Origin of the sequence: Roseateles sp. DB2, assembly GCF_051857535.1 — a bacterium.
Lineage (GTDB): Bacteria > Pseudomonadota > Gammaproteobacteria > Burkholderiales > Burkholderiaceae_C > Roseateles_B.
In genome coordinates this window covers 346439-367140 of record NZ_JBPZGY010000001.1, presented here as the reverse complement: position 1 = coordinate 367140, position 20702 = coordinate 346439, and the positions used below count along the sequence as shown (strand labels likewise).

Annotated in this window: 22 protein-coding genes and 1 pseudogene; 11 read left to right on the top strand and 12 right to left on the bottom strand. The window is 68.8% G+C overall.

Features of this window, described 5'->3' with window-relative positions:
- Positions 1 to 19: 19 nt before the first annotated feature.
- Positions 20 to 2425, bottom strand: coding sequence for a DNA internalization-related competence protein ComEC/Rec2 (locus ACS5PK_RS01580; protein ID WP_439438518.1), 2406 nt, complete (start codon positions 2423 to 2425; stop codon positions 20 to 22).
- A gap of 67 nt (positions 2426 to 2492) precedes the next feature.
- On the opposite strand from ACS5PK_RS01580, the gene ACS5PK_RS01575 reads away from it, so the two are divergent.
- The 3 genes from ACS5PK_RS01575 to ubiM all read left to right on the top strand — a co-directional run bounded on the left by ACS5PK_RS01575 (position 2493) and on the right by ubiM (position 4911).
- The gene (locus tag ACS5PK_RS01575) at positions 2493 to 2960 is read left to right on the top strand and encodes a RidA family protein (protein ID WP_439438517.1); all 468 of its coding nucleotides are present in this window, start codon (positions 2493 to 2495) and stop codon (positions 2958 to 2960) included.
- A complete protein-coding gene (locus tag ACS5PK_RS01570; RefSeq protein WP_439438516.1) occupies positions 2960 to 3475 on the top strand; it encodes a disulfide bond formation protein B in 516 nt (171 codons plus the stop codon). Before ACS5PK_RS01575 ends, ACS5PK_RS01570 begins: the two co-directional genes overlap by 1 nt.
- A 194-nt stretch (positions 3476 to 3669) precedes the next feature.
- Positions 3670 to 4911 carry a 5-demethoxyubiquinol-8 5-hydroxylase UbiM gene (ubiM, locus tag ACS5PK_RS01565; protein WP_439438515.1) on the top strand — a complete coding sequence of 414 codons (1242 nt, stop codon included), beginning with the start codon at positions 3670 to 3672 and terminating at the stop codon, positions 4909 to 4911.
- 237 nt (positions 4912 to 5148) lie between these two features.
- On the opposite strand, the gene ACS5PK_RS01560 is transcribed toward ubiM, so the two are convergent.
- From ACS5PK_RS01560 to ACS5PK_RS01535, 6 genes are all read right to left on the bottom strand, one after another.
- Positions 5149 to 5388 carry a hypothetical protein gene (locus ACS5PK_RS01560; protein WP_439438514.1) on the bottom strand — a complete coding sequence of 80 codons (240 nt, stop codon included), beginning with the start codon at positions 5386 to 5388 and terminating at the stop codon, positions 5149 to 5151.
- Between the two features lie 58 nt (positions 5389 to 5446).
- Positions 5447 to 7345, bottom strand: a complete 1899-nt coding sequence (locus ACS5PK_RS01555) for a gamma-glutamyltransferase family protein (protein WP_439438513.1) — start codon at positions 7343 to 7345, stop codon at positions 5447 to 5449.
- A 60-nt stretch (positions 7346 to 7405) separates the two neighbouring features.
- Complete coding sequence (locus tag ACS5PK_RS01550; protein WP_439438512.1) at positions 7406 to 8794, bottom strand: DUF1501 domain-containing protein; 1389 nt, start codon at positions 8792 to 8794, stop codon at positions 7406 to 7408.
- A gap of 11 nt (positions 8795 to 8805) precedes the next feature.
- Positions 8806 to 10569: a DUF1800 domain-containing protein gene (locus tag ACS5PK_RS01545; protein WP_439438511.1), complete on the bottom strand. Its 1764-nt coding sequence runs from the start codon at positions 10567 to 10569 to the stop codon at positions 8806 to 8808.
- 287 nt (positions 10570 to 10856) lie between these two features.
- On the bottom strand, positions 10857 to 11495 hold the full coding sequence (locus ACS5PK_RS01540) for a CoA transferase subunit B (RefSeq protein WP_439438510.1): 639 nt from the start codon (positions 11493 to 11495) through the stop codon (positions 10857 to 10859).
- Between the two features lie 10 nt (positions 11496 to 11505).
- Complete coding sequence (locus tag ACS5PK_RS01535; protein ID WP_439438509.1) at positions 11506 to 12204, bottom strand: CoA transferase subunit A; 699 nt, start codon at positions 12202 to 12204, stop codon at positions 11506 to 11508.
- Positions 12205 to 12320: 116 nt separating this feature from the next.
- Here ACS5PK_RS01535 and ACS5PK_RS01530 point away from each other — a divergent pair, with 116 nt between their 5' ends.
- Complete coding sequence (locus ACS5PK_RS01530) at positions 12321 to 12722, top strand: PaaI family thioesterase (protein ID WP_439438508.1); 402 nt, start codon at positions 12321 to 12323, stop codon at positions 12720 to 12722.
- A gap of 10 nt (positions 12723 to 12732) precedes the next feature.
- Positions 12733 to 13287 (top strand): LuxR C-terminal-related transcriptional regulator, encoded by a 555-nt coding sequence (locus ACS5PK_RS01525; protein WP_439438507.1) that lies wholly within the window; start codon positions 12733 to 12735, stop codon positions 13285 to 13287.
- Positions 13288 to 13308: 21 nt separating this feature from the next.
- On the opposite strand, the gene ACS5PK_RS01520 is transcribed toward ACS5PK_RS01525, so the two are convergent.
- The gene (locus ACS5PK_RS01520) at positions 13309 to 13557 is read right to left on the bottom strand and encodes a DUF2789 family protein (protein WP_439438693.1); all 249 of its coding nucleotides are present in this window, start codon (positions 13555 to 13557) and stop codon (positions 13309 to 13311) included.
- Positions 13558 to 13650: 93 nt separating this feature from the next.
- A complete protein-coding gene (locus tag ACS5PK_RS01515; protein ID WP_439438506.1) occupies positions 13651 to 13989 on the bottom strand; it encodes a hypothetical protein in 339 nt (112 codons plus the stop codon).
- 85 nt (positions 13990 to 14074) lie between these two features.
- On the opposite strand from ACS5PK_RS01515, the gene ACS5PK_RS01510 reads away from it, so the two are divergent.
- Positions 14075 to 15013: a CBS domain-containing protein gene (locus tag ACS5PK_RS01510; protein ID WP_439438505.1), complete on the top strand. Its 939-nt coding sequence runs from the start codon at positions 14075 to 14077 to the stop codon at positions 15011 to 15013.
- The gene (locus tag ACS5PK_RS01505) at positions 14940 to 15647 is read left to right on the top strand and encodes a hemerythrin domain-containing protein (protein WP_439438692.1); all 708 of its coding nucleotides are present in this window, start codon (positions 14940 to 14942) and stop codon (positions 15645 to 15647) included. Before ACS5PK_RS01510 ends, ACS5PK_RS01505 begins: the two co-directional genes overlap by 74 nt.
- A gap of 52 nt (positions 15648 to 15699) precedes the next feature.
- Here ACS5PK_RS01505 and ACS5PK_RS01500 read toward each other — a convergent pair whose 3' ends face one another.
- Complete coding sequence (locus ACS5PK_RS01500) at positions 15700 to 16167, bottom strand: hypothetical protein (RefSeq protein WP_439438504.1); 468 nt, start codon at positions 16165 to 16167, stop codon at positions 15700 to 15702.
- A gap of 196 nt (positions 16168 to 16363) precedes the next feature.
- Between ACS5PK_RS01500 and glf the strand changes: the two genes are divergently transcribed.
- Positions 16364 to 17524, top strand: coding sequence for a UDP-galactopyranose mutase (glf, locus tag ACS5PK_RS01495; protein ID WP_439438503.1), 1161 nt, complete (start codon positions 16364 to 16366; stop codon positions 17522 to 17524).
- A gap of 159 nt (positions 17525 to 17683) precedes the next feature.
- Here the strand turns inward: glf and ACS5PK_RS01490 are convergent, their stop codons facing one another.
- Positions 17684 to 18571, bottom strand: coding sequence for a YihY/virulence factor BrkB family protein (locus ACS5PK_RS01490; protein WP_439438502.1), 888 nt, complete (start codon positions 18569 to 18571; stop codon positions 17684 to 17686).
- A 95-nt stretch (positions 18572 to 18666) separates the two neighbouring features.
- Between ACS5PK_RS01490 and ACS5PK_RS01485 the strand changes: the two genes are divergently transcribed.
- Positions 18667 to 18939 carry a GlsB/YeaQ/YmgE family stress response membrane protein gene (locus ACS5PK_RS01485; RefSeq protein WP_439438691.1) on the top strand — a complete coding sequence of 91 codons (273 nt, stop codon included), beginning with the start codon at positions 18667 to 18669 and terminating at the stop codon, positions 18937 to 18939.
- 69 nt (positions 18940 to 19008) lie between these two features.
- On the opposite strand, the pseudogene ACS5PK_RS01480 reads toward ACS5PK_RS01485, so the two are convergent.
- Positions 19009 to 19800, bottom strand: a pseudogene (locus tag ACS5PK_RS01480) (hypothetical protein); the annotation flags it as partial.
- A 217-nt stretch (positions 19801 to 20017) separates the two neighbouring features.
- Between ACS5PK_RS01480 and ACS5PK_RS01475 the strand changes: the two are divergent.
- Positions 20018 to 20359: a carbamoyltransferase C-terminal domain-containing protein gene (locus ACS5PK_RS01475; protein WP_439438501.1), complete on the top strand. Its 342-nt coding sequence runs from the start codon at positions 20018 to 20020 to the stop codon at positions 20357 to 20359.
- Between the two features lie 69 nt (positions 20360 to 20428).
- On the top strand, positions 20429 to 20593 hold the full coding sequence (locus ACS5PK_RS01470; protein WP_439438500.1) for a hypothetical protein: 165 nt from the start codon (positions 20429 to 20431) through the stop codon (positions 20591 to 20593).
- Positions 20594 to 20702 lie beyond the last annotated feature (109 nt).

Sequence of the window (20702 nt, the reverse complement as noted above, 5' to 3'; positions counted from 1 at the left end):
TGCGTCGCCCGCCCAGCGCTCACGGATCTGGCAAATCCGGCTCCTCGCCAGGCGCCGGCTGCGCCACCAGATCGCGCACCTGCCAGTAGCGCGGATCACGCTGGCGCTCGCACGAGGGCCAGACCTCGCCGCTGCGCCAGCGCCAGGCTCCGCAGCCTGCGGTCTGCCAGACGGGGATGCCGGCGGCGCGGTAGCGGGCCAGCACGTCGGGATGCGGATGGCCGAAGCGATTGCGGTAACCCGCCTGCGCCAGGGCCAGACGCGGGGCCACGGCATCCAGGAATGCCTGCGTCGAGGAGGTCCGGCTGCCATGGTGCGGCAGCAGCAGCACCTCGCTGGGCAAAACCTGACCCTGCGCCAGCATCTGCACTTCGTCCGGCGCCTCCACGTCGCCGGTCAGGAGCGCGCTGTGCCCCTGGGCATCGGTGATGCGAAGCACGCAGGAGCGATGGTTGGGGCGGGCGGCGGCCAGGCTTCGAGGCGGCACCAAAGCCGCCGGCCCTGGGTGCAGGACCTCAAAGCGCACACCGTCCCAGACCCATCGCTGGCCGCGCTCGCAAGGCGTGTGCAACAGCCCCTGGAGCAGGGCATGCCCAGGGGGCAGGCTGCTGCGCACGAGCGCAGGCCGCAGCTGGCGCAGCACGGCGGCTGCACCGCCAACATGGTCGAGGTCCGGGTGGCTGAGCATCAGTTGGTCCAGCGGGAGCCAGCCCAGGGCGCGCATCAAGGGCAGCAGCACCCGCTGGCCAGCATCGGCGCCGCTGCCCCAGCGCGGGCCGGCGTCGTAGAGCAGCAGATGGCGCTCGGTGCGCACCAGCACTGCCGCGCCCTGCCCCACATCGGCCGCCAGCAGCTCAAAGCGCCCCGCCGACGGGTGCGGCACCAGCGGCCACAGCAGGCCAGGCAGCAGCGGCAAACCAGCCAGCCGCAGGGACCGCGGCAGGGGCGCCACCAGCAGCGCAGCCCCCACCAAGGCTGCGGCCTGGGCCCAGGCCGGCGCCACCGGGAGGCTGAGCACCGCCATGGGCCAGTTGGCCATCGTCCCCATCATGGACAGCCAGTGGCTCCCCAGCCAGGCCCCGGCCTCCCACAGCAGGGGCAGCACCCCGCCAGCCAGGGCCAGGGGCGTGATCACGAAGCTCACCAGGGGGATGGCTAGCAGATTGGACAGCAGGCCCACCAGGGACAGTTGCTGGAACAGAATGAGCGTCAGCGGCGCCAGCCCCAGGGTCACGATGCCCTGCTCACGCAGGAGGGCGCCCAGGCGTGCACGCCAGCCTTGGCGCGGCACCGCATCGCCTTGGCTCATAAGCAGCGCCACCGCCCCGAAACTGAGCCAGAAGCCCGCCTGGCAGAGTGCCCAGGGGTCCAGCAGGCACACCACCCAGGCAGCGGTCAGCAGGCGCAGCGGCCAGGGCCAGCGCCAGGCTCCCTGCTGCATCCAGACCAGGCCCAGCAGCATCCAGACCGTGCGCTGGGCGGGCACGCCCCAGCCGGCGAAGGCCGCGTAGGCCGTCGCGGCCAGCACGCCCAGCCAGGCGCCAGCCCGGGGAGCGGGGCAGGCCAGGCAAAGGACTTCGCTGCGTCGCCAGAGGGCTGTCGCCAGGGCGGACACGCCCCAGGCGAACATGGTGATGTGCAGTCCGCTGATGGCGACGAGGTGAGCGACGCCGGCATCCCGGCAGACCTGCCAGTCCGGCGCGGGGATGGCGGACTGGTCTCCCACGCTCAGGGCGGTCAGCAGACCCGAGGCCCCCCCATGCCCCAGCCGTGCCTGCAGGCGCTCGCGCCAGGCCTCCCGCCAGTGCGACAGGCAATGCCAGGTCGCGCCAGCCAGGCGCTGCTGAGGCCCTGGGCGGATCTGGGCCCGGGCCTGCAGGCCCTGTTCCAGCATCCACAAGGCCTGGTCAAAGCCATGGGGGTTGGCCAGGCCGGGCGAGCGCTGCAAACGCAGCCGCAGCCGCCAGCGCTCACAGGCGCGCCAGGGCGGCTGGCCGGCCACCGGATAGCCCAGGGCCAGGACCTGCTCAGGCACCCCCGCGGGCAAGACCTGACCCGGGAGCGCCTCCAGGCCGAGCACCAGGCGCCAGCCTGCATTGCCGGCGAAGCCCTGCACGGCCTGCGGCAGGCCCATCACCTCGGCCTGGACCTCAAGCTCCTGCCCTTCCAGCGCCGGCCCCATGCGGGCCTGCAGGCGCTGTTCGGCCCGCAGACAGCCGCTGCCCAGTCCGGCCAGCGTGCCCAGCGCCAGCAGCAGGGCTACCCGGCCGCCGACAGGCAGGCGCCGCAGCAGCAGGGCCGGCGCCAGCAGGCCACACCCAGCCAGCATCAGCCAGGGCCAGGGCGAAGGCGGCAGCTGCGCCAGCTGGTGCAGGCTTGCCAGCCCCAGCAGCCAGCCCAGCATGAAGGCGGTGGGCATGAGCATGGTCAGCGTTTGTGTCGCGGGTGTAGGATGCCGGCCAGTTTTTCACCAATCCCCTCCGAGAGCCGACATGAGCACCCCCAACTCTGTGTATGACCGCCTGAACGCCCTGGGCATCACCCTGCCACCGCTGGCCGTGCCCGTGGCAGCCTATGTGCCCTTCGTGCGTTCCGGCAATCTGCTGTTCCTCTCGGGCCATCTGGCCAAGAAGGACGGCGCCGTGTGGGTGGGCCAGTTGGGCAAGGACGTGGACACCGCCGCCGGCAAGCAGGCCGCGCGCAATGTCGCCATCGACCTGATGGGTACCCTGCACGCGGCTGTGGGCGACCTCCACAAGGTCCGCATCGTCAAGCTCACGAGCCTGGTCAACAGCGCGCCGGACTTCACCGAGCAGCACCTGGTCACCAACGGCTGCTCCGAGTTGCTGGCCGAGGTTTTCGGTGACAACGGCAAGCATGCCCGCAGCGCCTTCGGCGTTGCCCAGAACCCCATGGGCGCCTGCGTGGAGATCGATCTCGTCGCCGAAGTGCTGGCCTGATGTTCCAGCGCCCCTCTCCCTGGCCAGGCCGGGTGCTGGCCCTGATCAGCCTCAGCAGCCTGGCATCCCTGGCCCTGGCCCTGGTGGCCCAGCACTACTTTGACGTGCGGCCCTGCCCCTGGTGCGTGCTGCAACGCGGCGTATTCCTGCTGCTGGGCCTCGCGGCCGGCCTGGGATGGCTGCAGGGCCAGCTCCTGAGCCGCGCCCGGGCGCTGACCGCGTGCAGCCTGCTGCTGGTGGCCGGCCTGGCCCTGGCCGGACTGGCGGCGGCGGTCTGGCAGCACGAGGTGGCAGCGCAGTCGGCCAGTTGCAACATGACCTTCGCCGACCAACTTGTGATGGCCCTGCACTTGGACGAGATCCTGCCCTCGGTCTTCATGGCCACGGCCGGCTGCAACGAGGCCGCGGCCTACAAGCTGCTGGGGCTTCCCTATGAAGTCTGGAGCGGCCTGCTGTACCTGACCCATGCCCTGGCCGCCGCCTGGAGCCTGCGCACCTTGCTGCGACAGCGCTGAAGCTGGCCTCGATGGAGGCATGGGCACTGGCTGTGGTGCCCGCAGGCCTGGCCCCTCGATCAAGCCCCGCCCGCATTCATCCGCGGCCGGGGCTTTTTGTTTGCACCCCTCGCTGATCAGGATCAAGCCGCACACCGGCCCAGCCGGCTACCCTGCTCGCGCCTTCAATGCCGGCCCTCGCGCCCATCCGAATCGTGCAGACCTCGCCTCATACTGATTCCGTCCTGATCATCGGTGCCGGTCCGGCCGGCCTGTCCATGGCCGCGGCGCTGGCTGACATCGGCATCGCCTCCACGGTGCTGGAGCAAGCGCCGCTGGAGACCATCGCTCAGCCCCAGGAGGATGGCCGGGAGATCGCGCTGACCCATCGTGGCGTGGGCGTGCTGCAGCAGCTGGGCGCCTGGCAAGACCTGCCCCCCGAGGCCATCTCGCCGCTCAAGGCCGCCCAGGTCTTCAATGGCCAGGACGCCCGCTTCCTGGGCTTCACGCCCGAGGGCCAGGGGACGGACCGCCTGGGCCATCTGGTGCCCAACCACTGGCTGCGCCAGATCGCCTGGCAGGGCGTGCAAAAGCGCCAGGACCGCATCACCCTGCGCTGCGGCGCCCGCGTGCACAAGCTCAATCTGCTGGCCCAGGGTGGGCGTGCCGCCGAGGTGGTGCTGGCAGACGGCGAGCGCCTCGGCGCCGCGCTGCTGATCGCGGCGGACAGCCGCTTCTCTGCCAGCCGCCGCCTCGCAGGAATCGGCGCCGACATGCTGGACTTCGGCCGCAGCGTCATCCTGTGCCGCATGCATCACGAGCTGCCGCACCAGCACACCGCGCTGGAATGCTTCCACCACGGCCACACCATGGCTTGGCTGCCGCTGCAGGAGCACCTGGCCTCCCTGGTGCTGACCGTCAATGCCGACGAGGCCCAGGGGCTGCTGGACCTGGATGACGGCGCCTTCCTGGACTGGGTGCAGGCCCACAGCCAGCACCGCCTGGGCACCCTGCGCCTGGCCGGGCCGCGTCATTTCTATCCGCTGGTGGCCACCTATGCGCGGCGCTTCGTGGCACGGCGCTTCGCCCTCATCGGCGACGCCGCCGTCGGCATGCACCCGGTCACCGCCCATGGCTACAACTTCGGCCTCTACGGCGTGCAGACCCTGGCCCAGGAGCTGCAAATGGCCCGACGCCACCGCGCCGGCTGCGACCTGGGTGATGCCGTGGCCCTGGAGCGTTTCGAGCGCGAGCACCGCCGCGCCACCCGGCCCATCTACCTGGGCACCAATGCCGTGGTGAAGCTCTTCACCGACGAACGCCCCCTGGCCCGCGCCCTGCGCCAGGGCGTGCTGCAGGGCGCCGCCCATCTGCCTCCGCTCAGGGCCCTGATCAGCCAGCAGCTGACGGGCAAGGGGCCCTCGCTGCTGCGGCAGATCCGGGCGCTGGCGGGTTGAGGGCATCGCAGGACGCAGGACGCAGGCACCAGGCACCAGGCACCAGGCACCAGGCACCAGGCATCAGGCATCAGGCATCAGGCATCAGGCGCTGGACGCAGTCGCAGCTGCCCCGGCGGTTCTGGCAGGCCCAGCAGGCCCAGCGACCCTGACAGTCTCGGGGATCCCGGGATCCCGCCAATAGCAGCAGACTTGGCAGTGCAGGCGGCCCTGGCGCCCCTGGAAGCACTGGAAGCCCTAGTGGTCCGCACCGGCCTGAGGGGCACTGCAGTCCTTGCTGGCCAGCGCCAGTGCCGGCCACAGCCACAGCCACAGCCACAGCCACAGCCACAGCCACAGCCACAGCCACAGCCACAGCCACAGCCACAGCCGCAGCCGCAGCCACACGGAGAGGCCACCGAACAGCGCGCTCGCGCCCAGCGCCGCTACCGTCCATGCGCGCGTCACCGCCTGCAGGACCAGCAACTCGGCCGTCACGCAGCAAACGGCTTGCCGCCACCACAGCCACTGACCCATCGACTCGCGCCGCGAGGTGTCACTCCCCGCGGGCCACCCCTTCACGACGTGGATCTGCCGCGCCGAGCCAGCCCGAGCCCTGCCGCTGCAGGCCATGCAGGCCGCTGGTCATGTCGCGCTGCTGCACGGTGTGGCCGCGGGCCTTCAGTGCCTCCACAGTCTCAGGTGGGAACTGGCCGGCCTCCAGCACGGTGGGACCGTTGAAGCTGGCGAAGTTGGGCAGGGCAAAGGCCTGCTGCAGGTTCAACTGCCAGTCCTGCATGCCGATCAGGCTCTTGGCCACGTAATGGATGATGCCCTGCCCACCCGGGCTGCCCAGGCTCATCATGAGCCGGCCGTCCTGGGGATCAAAGACCAGGCTGGGACTCATGCTGGAGCGCGGACGCTTGCCGGGCTCCACACGGTTGGCCACCGGCCGGCCTTGGGCGTCACGGGGAGCGAGGGAGAAGTCGGTCAGCTCGTTGTTGAGCAGGAAGCCACCGGGTAGTCCCGTGCCGCCGTCGCTCATCAGCCGCGAGCCGAAGACGGCCTCGATGGTGGTGGTCATGGCCACGGCGCGGCCCTCGCGGTCCACCACGCTGATGTGGCTGGTGCCGTACTCGGGCTGGGCGGCCATGGGCGCATAGGCGCTGCGCTGAGGCCCAGGCTGGCCTGCCTGGGCCTGGCCCATGCTGCGCTCACCCACCAGGCTGGCCCGCTGGCGCAGGTACTCGGCCGCCAGGAGGGTCTCCCAGCGGCCGCCAGGGGCCTGGACGAAGTCGGGGTCGGCGATGTACTGGTTGCGATCGGCGAAGGCCAGGCGAGCGATCTCGGTGTAGCGATGCAGCCAGTCGGCGCCTGGCCTGCCCGACTGCAGGGCCTGGGCGGCGGGCACGGGCGGCAGCATGCCCAGCATCTGCATGATGGTCAGGTGGCCGGAGGACGGTGGCGGGAAGCCGCAGATACGCCAGGGCTGGCGGCCCTGCCCGCGCCATTCGGAGCACATGGGTTCGCGCTCCCGGGGACGGTAAGCCTGCAGGTCAGAGAGGCTCAGGCGGCCAGGATTGGCCGGATGGGTGCTGACGCGCCGGACCATGTCCTCGGCAATGCCGCCGCGATAGAAGGCCTCCGCTCCTTCGCGGGCCATGCGGCGGAACACCTCGGCCAAAGCCGGGTTGCGCAGGACATGGCCGCGGGGCCAGGGCCTGCCCTGTGCGTCGTAGAAGTAGCGTGCTGCGACCGGATCCTTGGGCAGGAACTCATCCTCGGCCAGCAGCTTGTGGAAGCGGGCGCTGACGGGAAATCCCTGCTCGCTCAGGCGTATGGCCGGCTCAAAGAGTGTCGCCCACGGCAAGCGCCCCTCGGCCGTATGGGCCTGGGCCAGCATGCGCACCAGACCTGGCGTGCCCACGCTGCGCCCGCCTACCACGGCCTGCATGAAACTCAAGGGCTTGCCGTCAGCTTGCAGGAAGAGGTTCTCGTCGGCCGCCGCAGGGGCGGTCTCGCGCCCGTCAAAGGCGCGCAGGCGCCGGCCATCCCAGTGCATCAGGAAAGCACCGCCGCCAATGCCGCTGCTTTGCGGCTCCACCAGGGTCAGGACCATCTGCACCGCGATGGCGGCGTCCAGGGCATTCCCCCCCCTGCGCAGCATGGCCACGCCAGCGTCCACCGCCAGGGGGTGAGCGGCCGCAACGCCCTCGCGCTGCAACAGCCAGCCGGGCTTGTCTTCCCAGCCGCTTTCGCTTTCGGGCTGGGCCTGCTGGACCGGCTCATTTGGACGGAGCGCCGGCCCTGGCTGGACGGACTGGGCCCCCGGGGCGGTCAGTTGGGCCGGTGCGTGCACGCAGGCGGTCAGGCCTGCCGCAAGACCTGACCCCAGGGCCAGCAGCAGCGCCACGTGGATACGCGTTCGGGCGAGGAGGTGGCGGATTGGGATCATGGCAGGCTCGGGTGTCGGCGATGGCGGCCAGTGTAGGACCGCCACGCCGAGCCGCCATCCTCAAATGAAATAGCCCAGGTCCCTGAGCGTGTAGTTGCCGATCTGGGGCAGCACGGTGGGCAGGTCGGTAGCGCTGACGCCCATCCAGGTGGCCAGCGTGGCGCCCAACTGGTCGACCGAGGTGGTGGGCAGCAGGCGTCCCTGGCCGACGTCGTCCGGGCCATTGACCGAGACCGAGGGCAGTTGCCCCCAGAAGCGGCCGCCCTTGACGGCGCCGCCCATGACGAAGTGGTGGCTGCCCCAGCCATGGTCGGAGCCATCGCCGTTGCTGCTGAGGGTGCGGCCGAAGTCAGAGGCAGTGAAGGTGGTGACCGCGTCGGCGACGCCCAGTTCCACGGTGGCGTCGTGGAAGGCACCCAGGGCGTCGTTCACCGCGGTCAGCAAACCCGGGTGCTGGTTGGGCAGGAAGTCGTGCAGGTCGAAGCCGCCCATGGAAACGAAGAAGACCTGGCGCTTCACGCCCAGGCTGGTGCGCGAGCCGATGAGCTTGGCCACGATCTGCAGCTGCTGGGCCAGGTTGTTGCCGTTGTCAAAGACCGTGTTCAGCGGCGGCAGGGTGTTCAGGGCGCTGGACACAATGGTCTGGGCAGAGATGGAACGCGACACCACGCGGTTGAGCTCCTGCTCCATCCAGTGTGTGCGCGGCGCGGTGATGAGGCTGCGCAGTGCATCGGCACATTGCTGGGAACCGTACAGCGGCTTGGTCACGGCATTGACCGCCACGGCGCCGTTGGTGGCCACCTGGTACTGCACGGCCTGCTGGCCGGCCATGAAGACGGCATTACCCGAGGCGTTGATGCAAGTGAAGGTGGTGTTGCCGTTGCTGCCCAGGAAGCGGTCGCCCATGCGCCCGCCCCAGCCGGTCACAGCGCCCTCGGGGCTGGAGGCCTGCCAGACGCTCTGCTGGTCGTTGTGGGAGAAGAGCTTGGGCGGCAGCGGCACGCTCTGGGCCTTGTACTGGGCCAGGGTGGTGGGCTGGATCAGGGTACCCACGTTGAGCTGGACACCCAGCCGGCCGACGTCGAACAGGCTCTTGAGCCGCCCCAGTTGGGGCGCCAGCGCCATCTGGCGGCCGTCGGGCAAGGCCACGCGCGGCGTCAGCGCGGTGGCGGCCAACTGCTCGCGCGGGGTGGCGATGCTGCCACGGATGGTGGCGTAGGCGTTGTAGCTGGCGCTGTCATAAGGCACCAGGGTGTTGCCGTAGTCGTTGCCGCCGTAGAGGAAGACACAGACCAGAGCCTTGTAGTCATTGCCAGCGGTCTGAGCGGCAGCCTCGCCCAGGGCGGCCAGGTTGAGGGCGAAGGGGGCGGCCGTGCCGGCCAGGCCCAGGGCAGAGGCCCGGCGCAGGAACTCGCGGCGTTGCAGCTGGGGCAGCTTGTTGATGTGCATGGCGTCGCTCCTCACTTCTGGATCAGATACTCGGGACAGGCCATCAGCATGAGGATGGCGGCTCGCACGCGATTGAGGCGCCCGGCGTCGTTGGCCACATTGCTGGCGGCGATGGCACCGACGGCGTTGGCGATGACGGCCTGGGTGTTGGCGCTCACCGTGTCGCCGGCCAGCAGCAGGGCCAGCTGGGCAACGAGCTTGGGCGGGTCCAGGGCCAGGGCGTCAAAGGCCGTGTAGACCGGCCTGAGCTCGCCGATGCCGTTGGCGATCACGCCCTGCATGAAGTTGAGATAGCCCGCCACCGTGCTCTCGTTGAGCAGCTGGAACTCGGGTGCGGTGACCTTGTTGTCGCCCAGCACCGAGTTGGGCGGCACGTAGCCCGGGCGAAAGAAGTTGAAGACCGAGGGACTGCGCAGCGGGCTCTGGCCCAGGCGAGTGGCCGGGTTGCTGAGGTCCCCCACGTTCCAGAGCTCGGTCGGCGAGGTCAGGCCGGCCAGCCGGGCCCACTGCACGAAGCGCTGCACGGGCTCGCGCAGCTTGCCGGTGTCCAGGCCGCTGCCGGGCGACCGCGCTTCGCTGTCCAGCAGGATGGCCTTGAGGACCGACTTCATGTCCCCGCGTTGCCCCTGGCCGTTGTTGTTGAAGACGGTGGCTACGCGTTGCACATAGGCGGGGCTGGGATTGGAGCAGACCAGGCGCTGGATCAGCTGGCGCGAGATGAAGGGCGCGGTGTTGGCATGATTGGCCAGGGTGTCCAGCACCGTCTTCAGCGCGGTCGGGCCGTCGGCGGTCTCGGGGATGCTGACGTTGAGCACCCTCTTGGGACCAGTCGAGAAACGCGCCGGGTTGTTGACCATGGGCTTGCGCATGAAGCTGGGGGTGTCGGCATTGGCGCCGTCGAAGTCCCAGCCGGTCAGCACCTTGGCCAACTCTGTGATCTCGGCCTGTCCGTAGGTCTCCAGGGGCTTGCCACCGTTGAGCTTGAGGCTGCCGTCCAGGTTCAGTTGGTAAAGGCCGATGCTGAAGAGCTGCATGACCTCGCGCGCGTAGTTCTCGTCGGGCACGCGGCCGGTCTTGGTGTTCTCCTTCTGGTTGCCCCGCATATTGAGGTAGACGCCCATGGCGTTGGACAGCGTCACGCCTTCCAGCAGCTCGCGATAGCTGGTGAAGGCCTTGGCCTCCAGCATGTCAAGGTAGGCGGCCATGGCCATGCCGCGCCAAGCCACGGGCACGCCGGCCATGGAAACCACGAAGATCTCGCTGAGCGCCAGCACCACGCGCTGGCGCAAGGCGTCGGGTGAGCTGATCAGCTTGCGCCAGACGGTGTTGTCAACGCCGCGGAAGTCGTTGCGGTAGTCCACGGCGCCATAGCCCTTGGCCATCATCCAGTCGTAGTGGCTCTGGCTGAGAGGCTTGGCAAACTCGGCATCCAGCCAGGCGGCATAGCCCTGAGCCTTGACGCTGGCAATGGCCTCTGGCGTGGCGCAGAAGCCGGCCTGGTTCAGGAAGCGGGCGGCGCTGGCGTCGGTAGGCGGCGCTGGCGGAGGGGGTGGTGCAGGAACGGGGGCTGGCGCTGGCGAAGGTGCAGGTGCAGGTGCAGGTGCAGGTGCAGGACTGGGCGAGGCACTGTCCCCACCCCCACCGCCGCAGGCCGCCAGCGGCAGCAGGGCAGCCAGGGCGCTCATCCCGGGCGCAAGGCTGGGCAGGGCGTCGTCGGCAGCGGGTGATTCAGGGCAGCGGGCAGGCGCGACGTCGGTGAGGTCTGAAACGGTCATGTCGTGCTCCAGGCGGCGTGACGGTAGGTGGAATCCGCGCAGCCTAGGGCATCAGCTTGTCCGGCTTGCGAATTGCTGAACGCAAGACGCAAGCATTCGTTAACGACGCCGCGGCGCAAGACCCATTCCGTTGCCAACGCTGACATAGGCTTGCCCGGCCGACCGCCTTCTTGCGTCTTGACGCAACTTTACGTTTGGGGGGGTACTCGCCAAAGCAGAAGACAGAAAAGCCGACGCAGGGTCGGCTCTTCGCGGGGGACGGGTTCAGGCCCGTGAACGGTGGGGGCTCAGAGCAGCGGCACGCCCGTCTTGCTCTGCACGAACTCGCGCGTGACGCCTTCCGCCAGCTCGACCAGCTTCAGGCCCTCGGGCGTCACGTCCATCACGGCCAGGTCGGTGATGATGCGGTTGACCACCCCCTTGCCGGTCAGCGGCAGGGTGCATTGGGGCAGGATCTTCATGTCCTCGCTGCCGTCCTTCTTGCGGGCCACATGCTCCATCAGCACGATCACGCGCTTCACACCGGCCACCAGGTCCATGGCGCCGCCCATGCCCTTGACCATCTTGCCGGGGATCATCCAGTTGGCCAGGTCGCCCTGCGCCGTCACCTGCATGGCGCCCAGGATGGACAGGTTGATCTTGCCGCCACGGATCATGGCGAAGGAGTCATGACTACCGAAGATGGACGAGCCGGGGATGGTGGTGACGGTCTGCTTGCCTGCGTTGATCAGGTCGGCGTCGACCTCGTCTTCCGTCGGGAAGGGGCCGATGCCCAGCATGCCGTTCTCGCTCTGCAGCCAGACGTCCATGTGGGCCGGCACATGATTGGCCACCAGGGTCGGGATGCCGATGCCGAGGTTCACGTAGAAACCGTCTTGCAGTTCCTGGGCAGCGCGCGCTGCCATCTGGTCTTGGGTCCAGGCCATGGTCGTCTCCTCAGGCTGTACGGGTGGTGCGCTTCTCGATGCGCTTCTCGGGATTCGGGTTGTGCACGATGCGGTGCACATAGATGCCCGGCAGGTGGATGGCGTCCGGGTCCAGCTCGCCGATCTCCACGACCTGCTCGACCTCCACCACCGTGATCTTGCCCGCCATGGCAGCGGCCGGGTTGAAGTTGCGTGCGGTGCGGCGGAAGACCAGGTTGCCGCTCTTGTCCGCGATGTGGGCCTTGACCAACGAGACCTCGGGCGTCAAGGCCCGCTCCATCACATAGGTCTGGCCATCGAATTCGCGCAGCTCCTTGCCCTCGGCCACGATGGTGCCCACGCCGGTGCGGGTAAAGAAGGCCGGGATGCCCGCGCCACCGGCGCGCAGCTTCTCGGCCAGGGTGCCCTGGGGCGTGAACTCCAGCTCCAGCTCGCCGGCCAGGTACTGGCGTTCGAACTCCTTGTTCTCGCCCACATAGCTGGAGATCATCTTCTTGATCTGCCGCGTCTCCAGCAGCTGACCCAGGCCGAAGCCGTCCACGCCGGCGTTGTTGGAGATGACGGTGAGGTTCTTGACGGCGCTGTCACGCAGTGCAGCGATCAGGGCTTCGGGAATGCCGCACAGACCGAAACCGCCCACGGCCAGCAACTGGCCGTCCTTGACGATGCCGTCCAGGGCCGCGGCGGCGCTGGGATAAAGCTTGTTCATCGGGATCTCCTGGTGGAAAGGCGTGCCGCAGCCCGCGGCAACAGCGTCGAAGCGTACTACGTATGCCTTTACGTAGTCGTTACGTAGAATTGACTATCACCCTCCAAGGAAACCCCATGAACCCTGACGCGCTGCAAGCCGCCATTCCCCGGATCTTCGCGCCCTGGATCGTGCAGCTGGGCCTGGAGGTGCAGTCCAGCGAACCCGGTCTGGTGCGCCTGCGCCTGCTCATCAAGCCGGACTTCGTGCACGTGGGTGGCGTCATGTGCGGGCAAACCGCCATGGCGGCTGCAGACACCGCCATGGTGCTGGCCATGATGAGCCAACTGGGCGAGTTCAAGCCCATGACCACGGTGCAGCTGCAGACCAGCTTTCTTCGCCCCTTGAGCGGCGACCATGCCACGGTGCGGGCCCAGGTGCTGCGCAGCGGCAAGAGCCTGGCTTTCGGCAGCATCGACATCCTGGACGAACAGGGCCGCCTTGCCGTGCAGGCCACCACGACTTACGCCCTGCTCTGAGCGGCCAGCCATGACGCTGGACTACCGCATCGCCTTCCATCACGCCCCAGTCGGTCTGGTGTTGTCGGAACGACGGCTCATCCGCGACTGCAACGAGCAGGCCCTGGCCATTTTTGGCGCCACGCGCGAGCAGCTCATCGGCCAGAGCTTTGCCCTGCTCTATCCGAGCCCCGATGAATTCGAGCGCATGGGCGAGCGCATCGCCGCCAGCCTGGATGCCCGCGGCTACTACGCCGACGACCGGGTGATGAAGCGCGTAGGGGGGCCTGGTGTGGGCGAGCTGTTCTGGTGCCATGTGGCTGGACGTGCCCTGCGGCCCGAGGAGCCCCATGCCCAGGGCATCTGGAGCTTCGAGGATCTCTCCGCGCGGCGGCGCATCACAGGCGACCTGACGCCACGTGAACGCGAGATCGCCGCGCTGCTGATCGAGGGTCTGACCAGCAAGCTGATCGGCAAGCGCCTGGAAATCAGCCCACGCACAGTGGACGTCTACCGCGCCCGACTGATGAAGAAGTACCAGGCCGCGACCACGCCAGAGCTGGTGCACAAGCTGCTGCAGGGCTGAGCAGCTGCATCCGGGGAGGCGTCACTCGGTATCGCCGGGTACGTATTCCTGGCGCAGTGCATTGCTGAGCTGGTCCACCAGCTGTGCCCAGTCGGCATTGGCTGACAGCTCCTCGCGCAGCAGGCGGGCCTGGGACGGTGTCCAGAAGGGAGCTTCGTCGATGCGCAGCGTGGGATCCAGGGGTGAGTGCTGCCAGATGAAGTGCCGGATTTCCTCCGGGTGATCGGGCAGTCCCAGCTGGGCGAACAGATCCGAGAAGCGATGGTTCATCAGGTTCACGGGCATTTCCTTCCATGTGCGCCACGGCGCCTTTCCTGCAGCAAGAAGTGCCGACAGAGCCTGCCTCCCGCGCAGTTCCCATCTTCAAGGCATGCCGCATGCCCTGAGCGGGACTGCGCGCTGCTGGGCCCGGACCCCTGGTATCCCCGGCTGCCGCATCACCTGCACCGGCACCGGCACCTGCACCTGCACCGGCACCAGCGCCAGCGCCCCGTGCCGTGCCATGCCGGTCAGCGCCACGGCAGGCAGGCGCCGGGCCAGCGGTGTGTCACCTTGGGCCTCCAGGCAAGGGATGCGGCGCGTCAGCGCAGGGCCGCCCTCTTCGCACAGCGCGATGTCGCAGATCAGGGCGTCGGGCCATGTGCACTGCCCCAGGCGCAGCGTGTACTGGTGCCGCTGGCTAAGCAGGGTGGCATCCGGCATCGCGCCGCAGCAGGGCACCCGTGCCGAAGCGGCCGGCCCGGGAACAAGGCTTGCTGCCCGCGGGCTTCCAGCTTCAGGAGGACCCATGCCCCAAGCCGCCGACATCATGACGACGGATCCCATCACCATCGCGCCCTCCGAGACCCTGCAGCGCGCCGCGCAGCTGATGGACGAGCTCAATGTCGGAGCACTCCCCGTCTGCGAGAACGAGCAGCTGCTGGGCATCATCACCGACAGAGACATCGCCGTGCGCGCCGTGGCCGAGGGGCAGGACCCCAGCACGACCCGCGTCAGCGAGGTGATGAGCAACAAGGTGCGCTCCTGCACCAGCGACGTCGACCTGGGCGAAGTGCTCTCGGAAATGGCGCGCGTGCAGATCCGCCGCCTGATGGTGCTTGACGAGGCGCGGCGTCTGGTGGGCATCATCTCCGTGGGCGACTTCGCCGTGCGGGATCCTGCGGTCCTGGCGTCCACGCTGCGATCGATCTCGCTGCCGGGGCGCCCGGATCGCGGGAGCGCCCTGGCGGCGCCCGAGCGAGAAGGGCCTGACCGTCCCATGAAGGCACCGCCGTCCGGACAGAGGCGGTATGGCCAAGCGGGTACCTGCAGCGGCGACTGCAGCGGCGACTGCAGCGGCGAACGCGGCGGCGATACCCCCGCACAGCACCCACGCGCTGCCGCCGCCGGCTTCAGCGTCGTCAGCAGGGTCTCCGGCCAGGCGCCTTGGGCTTCGAAGCCCACGGCATCGCACTCCGCTATGCACGGCAGGCCTCCATGCCAGCGCTGCGGCGAGAAGCCCCCGCCAGCGTTCGCCCTCCCAGCCGCTCCGGCATGGCGATTGCCCAGGCTGCGCCACCTTGTGTCCAGGAGGCCCTATGCCCACGTCCCCAACCGCATCGACATCCACTGCCCGCAAATCCAGCCGTACCGCCGCCCAGGCGCGCAAGGAGCTGCTTGCCCAGCTCAAGGACGACCACCAGCGCGTCAAGAGGGCCTACAACAAGTACCGGCGGCTGGACGCTGAAGAAGACGCCGAAATCCGGCAGGGGCTCGTCCAGCAGGTCCTGGACGAGCTGTCCGTCCACGCCCGGCTCGAAGAAGAACTGCTCTATCCCGCCGCGAAGAAGCAGCTGGAGGACTGCCGTCAGATCGACGAGGCGGAGGTGGAGCATGAAATGCTGCACCTCCTGATCGACCAGTTGCGCGATCTGGACCCCGAAGCCCCCTCCCACGAGCAGGAACAGCACGCGCGCTTCACCGTGCTGTGCGAATACACCCTTCACCACGTGAAGGAGGAGGAGCGCGAGATGTTTCCGCAATTGATGAAGGCCCGCCTGGACTGGCTGGCCCTCGCCCGTGAAACCGAGGAGCGCCGCACTGAACTGAAGGGCCAGTGGGAGGGCGAGGAGGTCGGCGAGGAGGTCGGCGAGCGCGTGCATGCCTCATCACCGGACGAGAACGACCGCGAAGGTGGCGACGGCACGATGGCGCCTGCCGAGAGCGAGAGCGAGAGCGGGAGCGGGAAAGGCGGGACAAGCAGGGGCGAGGGTGACAGCAGCGAGGACTGCGACGGGCCGGCTGAAGCCGCCGCATCCAGGGCGGGCGGCGGCGCTCGGCGCTCAGGGCCCCGTGCGGCCAGGGGTTCGACGGCCCGCTGAAGCCAGCGCGGCAGCCCGCCTGCATGGCCGGGCTGCCGGACGGTGCGGTGGCTCAGCGGCTGAGCCGCGCCAGCAACATGCCGAAGGCTGCGGCCACCGCCACAGCCGTCACCGGATGTTCGCGCACTGTGCAGCGCAGGCTCTCGGCCCATTCCTCCCCATCCTCACGTACCAGGTCGGCCTGACGACGCAGCGTGCCGCGGGTGGCATTCATGCCACTTTGCAGTCGCTGCAAGCGCGGCACCGCCGCCTCAGCCAGCCGGTCGATGCCCGCATGCAGGCGCTCCACCCAACGATCCAGCGCCTCCGGCCGGTCGCGCCCCTGAGCTTGCGCCTGCGCCGCCGAGCCGTCCCCGGCTTGGGACTGCCGGGGCTCATGCCCGGAACTCAGCAGGTCCTCTCCGACCGAGACACTGGCAGGCGGTGCGCCGGCCACGCCGGAATTGGACGATGGAGACGAAGGGGATGAGAAGGATGAGGATGTCCCCGAAGTCGGGAAATTCGATGCGGTCGATGCCATGGATCACCTCCTGGAGAGGATGGGATGAAAGAAGACTGCAGGCGCCCTGCGCGCTTCGCGCTGCCCGGGGCGGGCCGGCATCGGCAGGCAGCGGCAAGCGCCGTGCCCTCCCTGCCTGGAGGCCCCCGGACAGTTCCACGCCGTGAGCAGCACCTTGCTGGCGCGCGCGCAGGCATCCGCCTTGCCGAAGCGGCCCATGCACAGCTACCGACAGCGCTTTCCCAAGCCCCCCGCCGGCGCAGCGGGTTTTGATTACCTCATCGTGGGGGCCGGCTTCGCGGGCAGCGTGATGGCAGAGCGCCTCGCCAGCCAGGCGGGACAAGGGGTGCTGGTGGTGGACAAGCGGCCGCATGCAGGTGGCAATGCCTGGGATCACTACAACGCCGACGGTCTGCTCGTCCATCCGTATGGGCCGCACATCTTCCACACCAACGCGGCAGACGTCTTCAACTACCTCTCACAGTTCACGCGCTGGCGCCCCTACCAGCATCGGGTGCTGGCCAGCGTCGATGGGCAGTTGCTGCCCATGCCCATCAACCTGGACACCGTGAACCGGCTCTACGGCCTGCAGCTCAGCAGCGAGGAGGTCGAGGCCTTCTTCCAGCAACGAGCCGAGCAGGTGCCCACCGTACGGACCTCCGAGGACGTGGTGGTGTCGCGCATCGGCCGTGAGCTCTACAACAAGTTCTTCCGCGGCTACACCCGCAAGCAGTGGGACCTGGACCCCTCGGAACTGGATGCCAGCGTCACCGCTCGAGTGCCCGTTCGCTGCGGGCGTGACGACCGCTACTTCACCGACACCTACCAGGCCATGCCCCTGCACGGCTACGCCCGTCTCTTCGATGCCCTGCTGAGCCATCCCAACATCCGCCTGATGCTCAACACCGACTACCGCGACATCGTGCACTGCGTGCCCTGGCGCCACATGATCTACACCGGGCCCATCGACAGCTTCTTCGAGCAGTGCTTCGGCGCCCTGCCCTACCGCAGCCTGCGCTTCGAGCACCAAACCCTGCACCTGCCCGCAGGCCGCGAGCACCTGCAGCCTTGCGCCACGGTGAACTACCCCAACGACCACGCCTACACGCGGGTGACCGAGTTCAAGCACCTGACGGGGCAGCTGCATCCGGCCACAGCCGTGGTCTACGAGTATCCGCAGGCCCAGGGCGATCCCTACTATCCGGTGCCTCGTGCCGAGAACACGACCCTGTACCGCCGCTACGAGGCGGAAGCCGCTCAGCTGACGGACGTCACCTTCATCGGCCGCCTGGCCAACTACAAGTACTACAACATGGACCAGGTAGTGGCTCAGGCCCTGAGCCAGTTCAAGCAGCTGAAGCTGCCCGGCTCCTCATGAAGCGCCGCCGGCATCGACAGCAGACCTCAGGCCAGCGCGCGAAGGCCAGGCAGGCGTACGCGCCGCAGCAGGGGCCTCACGGACCCGCCCGGGCAGCGCTGGTGCCGTCGCTGTCAGTGGCTGGCGAGGAAGACCCAGGCGCCGCAATGGACGGCCTGGTCAGCCCTGCGAGCCCGATGTCGGGTGCGGCGCAAACGGCGTCCCCGCCGCCCGACGGCAAATGCCGGCCCGCGTGAACTCGGCCCCGTACAGAAAGATCAGCGCGGCGTAATGGACCCACAACAGCAGCACGACCAACGAGCCCGCCGCGCCGAAGGGAGAAGTCAGGCCGCTGTGGGCGATGTACAGCGCAACCAGGGACTTGCCCAAGGTGAACAGCAGGGCAGCCAGGCCCGCGCCGCCCAGCACATCGCGCCAGCGCAGCGGCACCTGCGGCACCCATCGATAGATCATGCCGAACATGGCGGCGACCAGGGCCCAGCCCAGCGCGAAGTCCAGGCCCTGAGCCAGCAGCAGCCATTCCCCCAGCCAGGGGCCCCAACGCTCGCGCAAGGCTGCCAGCGCCGCGCTGGCCAGCAGCGAAACAATCAGCAGGAAGCCCAGACTCAGCACCAGGCCCAGGGCGCGCAGCCGCGAGCGCAGGATCTGCCACAGTCCACCCCTGGCGCCAGGGTCGATGCGCCAGATCCGGTCCATCGCGTTCTGCAGCTCGCCAAAGACCGAGGTCGCTCCCACCAGCAGGCTCAGCACGCCCAGCACGACACCCAGCAGTCCGGCCCCAGGGCGATCCAGGCTGCGCAGCATGGCGTCCAGCAGCATGGCAATGTCGGGCCCGGCCACGGCACCCAACCGAGCCAGGATGGCCGCACGCGCTGCCGGCGTACCCAGGACCAGTCCGGCCAGCGAGGTCACGATCAGCAGCAGTGGCGTGATCGAGAACAGCGTGTAGAAGGCCAGGGCCGCGCCCATGCTGGGCGCATAGTCTTCCAGCCAGGCGTCCGCGGCACCGGTCAGGTCCTGCCAGAGCGATCGGGCGGCTCGCCACATCAGGGCCTGCCTCCTGGGCCGCTACCGCAACCGATGGCACGGGGATTGCCGGACGGGCTGGCCTGGCCCCTTCGGGCCGTATAGGAGGTTTCTTCATGGTCAATCTCATCGTGCTGCTCGTCATGGGTGGTCTGATCGGCTGGGTGGCCAGCCTGCTGATGCGTACGGATGGACAGCAGGGCATCCTGCTCAACATCGTCGTAGGCATCGTTGGGGCTGCCATTGCCGGCATCTTCATCTCGCCCTTCCTGGGCATACCGACAATCAACCAGGGCGTCTTCAGCGTGGGGGCGCTGCTGGTGTCGCTCCTGGGCGCCGTCATCCTGCTTGCCATCGTCAACCTGCTGCGTCGAGGGCGTGCGCGCTGAAGGCCCCTGAGAGGGAACAGCATGCCGCGGCCCGCGGCCGCGGCGATGTCGGTAGGCCGTCATCATGGGTGTCAGCGACACCCCATGCAGCACGATGGACAAGGCAACGCTGGTCAGCGTTGCCGCCACCAAGGTCTCCGCTGCCGCTCCCCTCAGCCCCAGCTCCAGGGCGAGGCACAGATAGAACAGGGACCCCAGTCCACGAATGCCGAACCAGGCCAGCAGTCCTCGCTGCCCCTGCATCAGCTCCTTCTCCCTCAGCAGGGGCAACACCGACAGGGGCCGCACGAGCAGGACCAGCACCAGCGCGAAGGCCATCGTCCAGGCCGTGAGGTGGATGCTGTGCAAGGCAAGGCCCAGGGCCAGCACCGACACCGCCTCCACCAGCCGTTCAATGCGCGAGCCAAAGGCGTGTAAGCGCTCAGGCAGGGAAAATCCCGCCTGGCCGGACGTCTCCCCGCGCAAGGCTTGCAGCAAGACCAGGCCCGTGCAGAAGACCAGAAGGAAGGTTGACGTCAAGGTCATGCGGGCCAGCCTGCAGGCCATGGCCACGGTGCCTGCGTAGACCAGTTCGTCCCTCACCAGCAGCTCACCCTGCAGCCAGCGCCAGCGCATCAGCCGCCCCACCCCCAACGCATGCAGGCCCAACAGGCCCAAAGCCAGCATGACGGCGGGCGACACGCTGCTATCGTTGAGCGCCCCTTCAGCGGTGAGCGCCAGACGCAGCGCGTCGCGTTCGGTCTCTGAGCGCACCTGCACTTCCGAGGCCAGCAACAGGGCGGCCGGCCATGGCAGGGCCAGCTTCCAGCTGTGCAGATTGGGAGCAACGCGCAGCCTCAGGTCCGCGGCGAACAGCGACATCAGCAAGGCCAGTTCTGCCCCCAGGGCCATGAGGAGCGCATGGCGTGTCCACATGTCCATGGGCGGTGCGCCCAGCAGCAGGCCCGCAAGCCAGCCTGCCCCCAGATCAACCACCGCCGCCGTCAGCGGCAGCCGCCGCAGCAGGCGGTGGAACAACGCCCGTGCCAGCAGCACCGCGCCAAAGAGCAGGGCGCAGGGCAGGCAGGGGTCTCCCTTCATGCTCTTCGTCCACCGCCTGCGGCCCGGGCGGCGCGCGCTCATCCCCTCGGCCTGTCACACCGACCAGACCGCGCGGGTGCAAACGGTGAGCGCCGAGAGCAACTTCCTCTTTCATGCCCTTCTCAAAGCCTTCGGCAGCCGTAGCGGTGTGCCGGTGCTCATCAACACCTCCTTCAACGTGCGCAGCCAGCCCATCGTCTGCAGCCCGCACCCTGCCCTGGAGGCCTTCACCAGCACGCCGCTGGATGCGCTGGTGCTGGGCCGCTTCCTGCTCGTCAAGCCGCCACTGCGGCATTTGCCCCCGCTGGCCGAGGCACCCGGCCGGGACTTGCCGCGCTGAGGGCCCGGCACGGTCCTTGCCCATCGATGACCAGGGGCGCCCGAGCCGGCGCCTGGAGACGAGAACCCCATGAACACGCCAAAGCAACCACGCCGCAGCGCGCAGACCGAAGAGACCTCCCCTGCCGCCGACGCGTCAGAGGACCCTCGCGAGCAGGCCGTCAAGCCTGACCCCCACGCCGACCCTGCGGCCGAAGGTCCTCCGCAAGAGCTGTCGGACGAGGAGAACGCCTAGCCCCCTGCAACGACCTCCCCAAGGGCGCCGCCCGGCGCCCATTTGGCCCGGGCCGCCATGGCCCGGGCCCTTTCTCTCCACAGCTGCCTGTGGCGTCCATCCATGTCAT

Excerpts from the sequence above, each read along its gene's own strand:
- ACS5PK_RS01580 (WP_439438518.1), bottom strand. The coding sequence starts at position 2,425 with ATGCTCATGCCCACCGCCTTCATGCTGGGCTGGCTGCTGGGGCTGGCA.
- ACS5PK_RS01470 (WP_439438500.1), top strand. The coding sequence starts at position 20,429 with ATGAACACGCCAAAGCAACCACGCCGCAGCGCGCAGACCGAAGAGACC.
- ACS5PK_RS01525 (WP_439438507.1), top strand. The coding sequence starts at position 12,733 with ATGACGCTGGACTACCGCATCGCCTTCCATCACGCCCCAGTCGGTCTG.
- ACS5PK_RS01510 (WP_439438505.1), top strand. The coding sequence starts at position 14,075 with ATGCCCCAAGCCGCCGACATCATGACGACGGATCCCATCACCATCGCG.
- ACS5PK_RS01545 (WP_439438511.1), bottom strand. The coding sequence starts at position 10,569 with ATGACCGTTTCAGACCTCACCGACGTCGCGCCTGCCCGCTGCCCTGAA.
- ACS5PK_RS01575 (WP_439438517.1), top strand. The coding sequence starts at position 2,493 with ATGAGCACCCCCAACTCTGTGTATGACCGCCTGAACGCCCTGGGCATC.
- ACS5PK_RS01490 (WP_439438502.1), bottom strand. The coding sequence starts at position 18,571 with ATGTGGCGAGCCGCCCGATCGCTCTGGCAGGACCTGACCGGTGCCGCG.
- ACS5PK_RS01500 (WP_439438504.1), bottom strand. The coding sequence starts at position 16,167 with ATGGCATCGACCGCATCGAATTTCCCGACTTCGGGGACATCCTCATCC.
- ACS5PK_RS01475 (WP_439438501.1), top strand. The coding sequence starts at position 20,018 with ATGCTCTTCGTCCACCGCCTGCGGCCCGGGCGGCGCGCGCTCATCCCC.
- ACS5PK_RS01555 (WP_439438513.1), bottom strand. The coding sequence starts at position 7,345 with ATGATCCCAATCCGCCACCTCCTCGCCCGAACGCGTATCCACGTGGCG.
- ACS5PK_RS01485 (WP_439438691.1), top strand. The coding sequence starts at position 18,667 with ATGGTCAATCTCATCGTGCTGCTCGTCATGGGTGGTCTGATCGGCTGG.
- glf (WP_439438503.1), top strand. The coding sequence starts at position 16,364 with ATGCACAGCTACCGACAGCGCTTTCCCAAGCCCCCCGCCGGCGCAGCG.
- ACS5PK_RS01540 (WP_439438510.1), bottom strand. The coding sequence starts at position 11,495 with ATGGCCTGGACCCAAGACCAGATGGCAGCGCGCGCTGCCCAGGAACTG.
- ACS5PK_RS01530 (WP_439438508.1), top strand. The coding sequence starts at position 12,321 with ATGAACCCTGACGCGCTGCAAGCCGCCATTCCCCGGATCTTCGCGCCC.
- ACS5PK_RS01535 (WP_439438509.1), bottom strand. The coding sequence starts at position 12,204 with ATGAACAAGCTTTATCCCAGCGCCGCCGCGGCCCTGGACGGCATCGTC.
- ACS5PK_RS01570 (WP_439438516.1), top strand. The coding sequence starts at position 2,960 with ATGTTCCAGCGCCCCTCTCCCTGGCCAGGCCGGGTGCTGGCCCTGATC.
- ACS5PK_RS01550 (WP_439438512.1), bottom strand. The coding sequence starts at position 8,794 with ATGCACATCAACAAGCTGCCCCAGCTGCAACGCCGCGAGTTCCTGCGC.
- ACS5PK_RS01520 (WP_439438693.1), bottom strand. The coding sequence starts at position 13,557 with ATGAACCATCGCTTCTCGGATCTGTTCGCCCAGCTGGGACTGCCCGAT.
- ACS5PK_RS01515 (WP_439438506.1), bottom strand. The coding sequence starts at position 13,989 with ATGCCGGATGCCACCCTGCTTAGCCAGCGGCACCAGTACACGCTGCGC.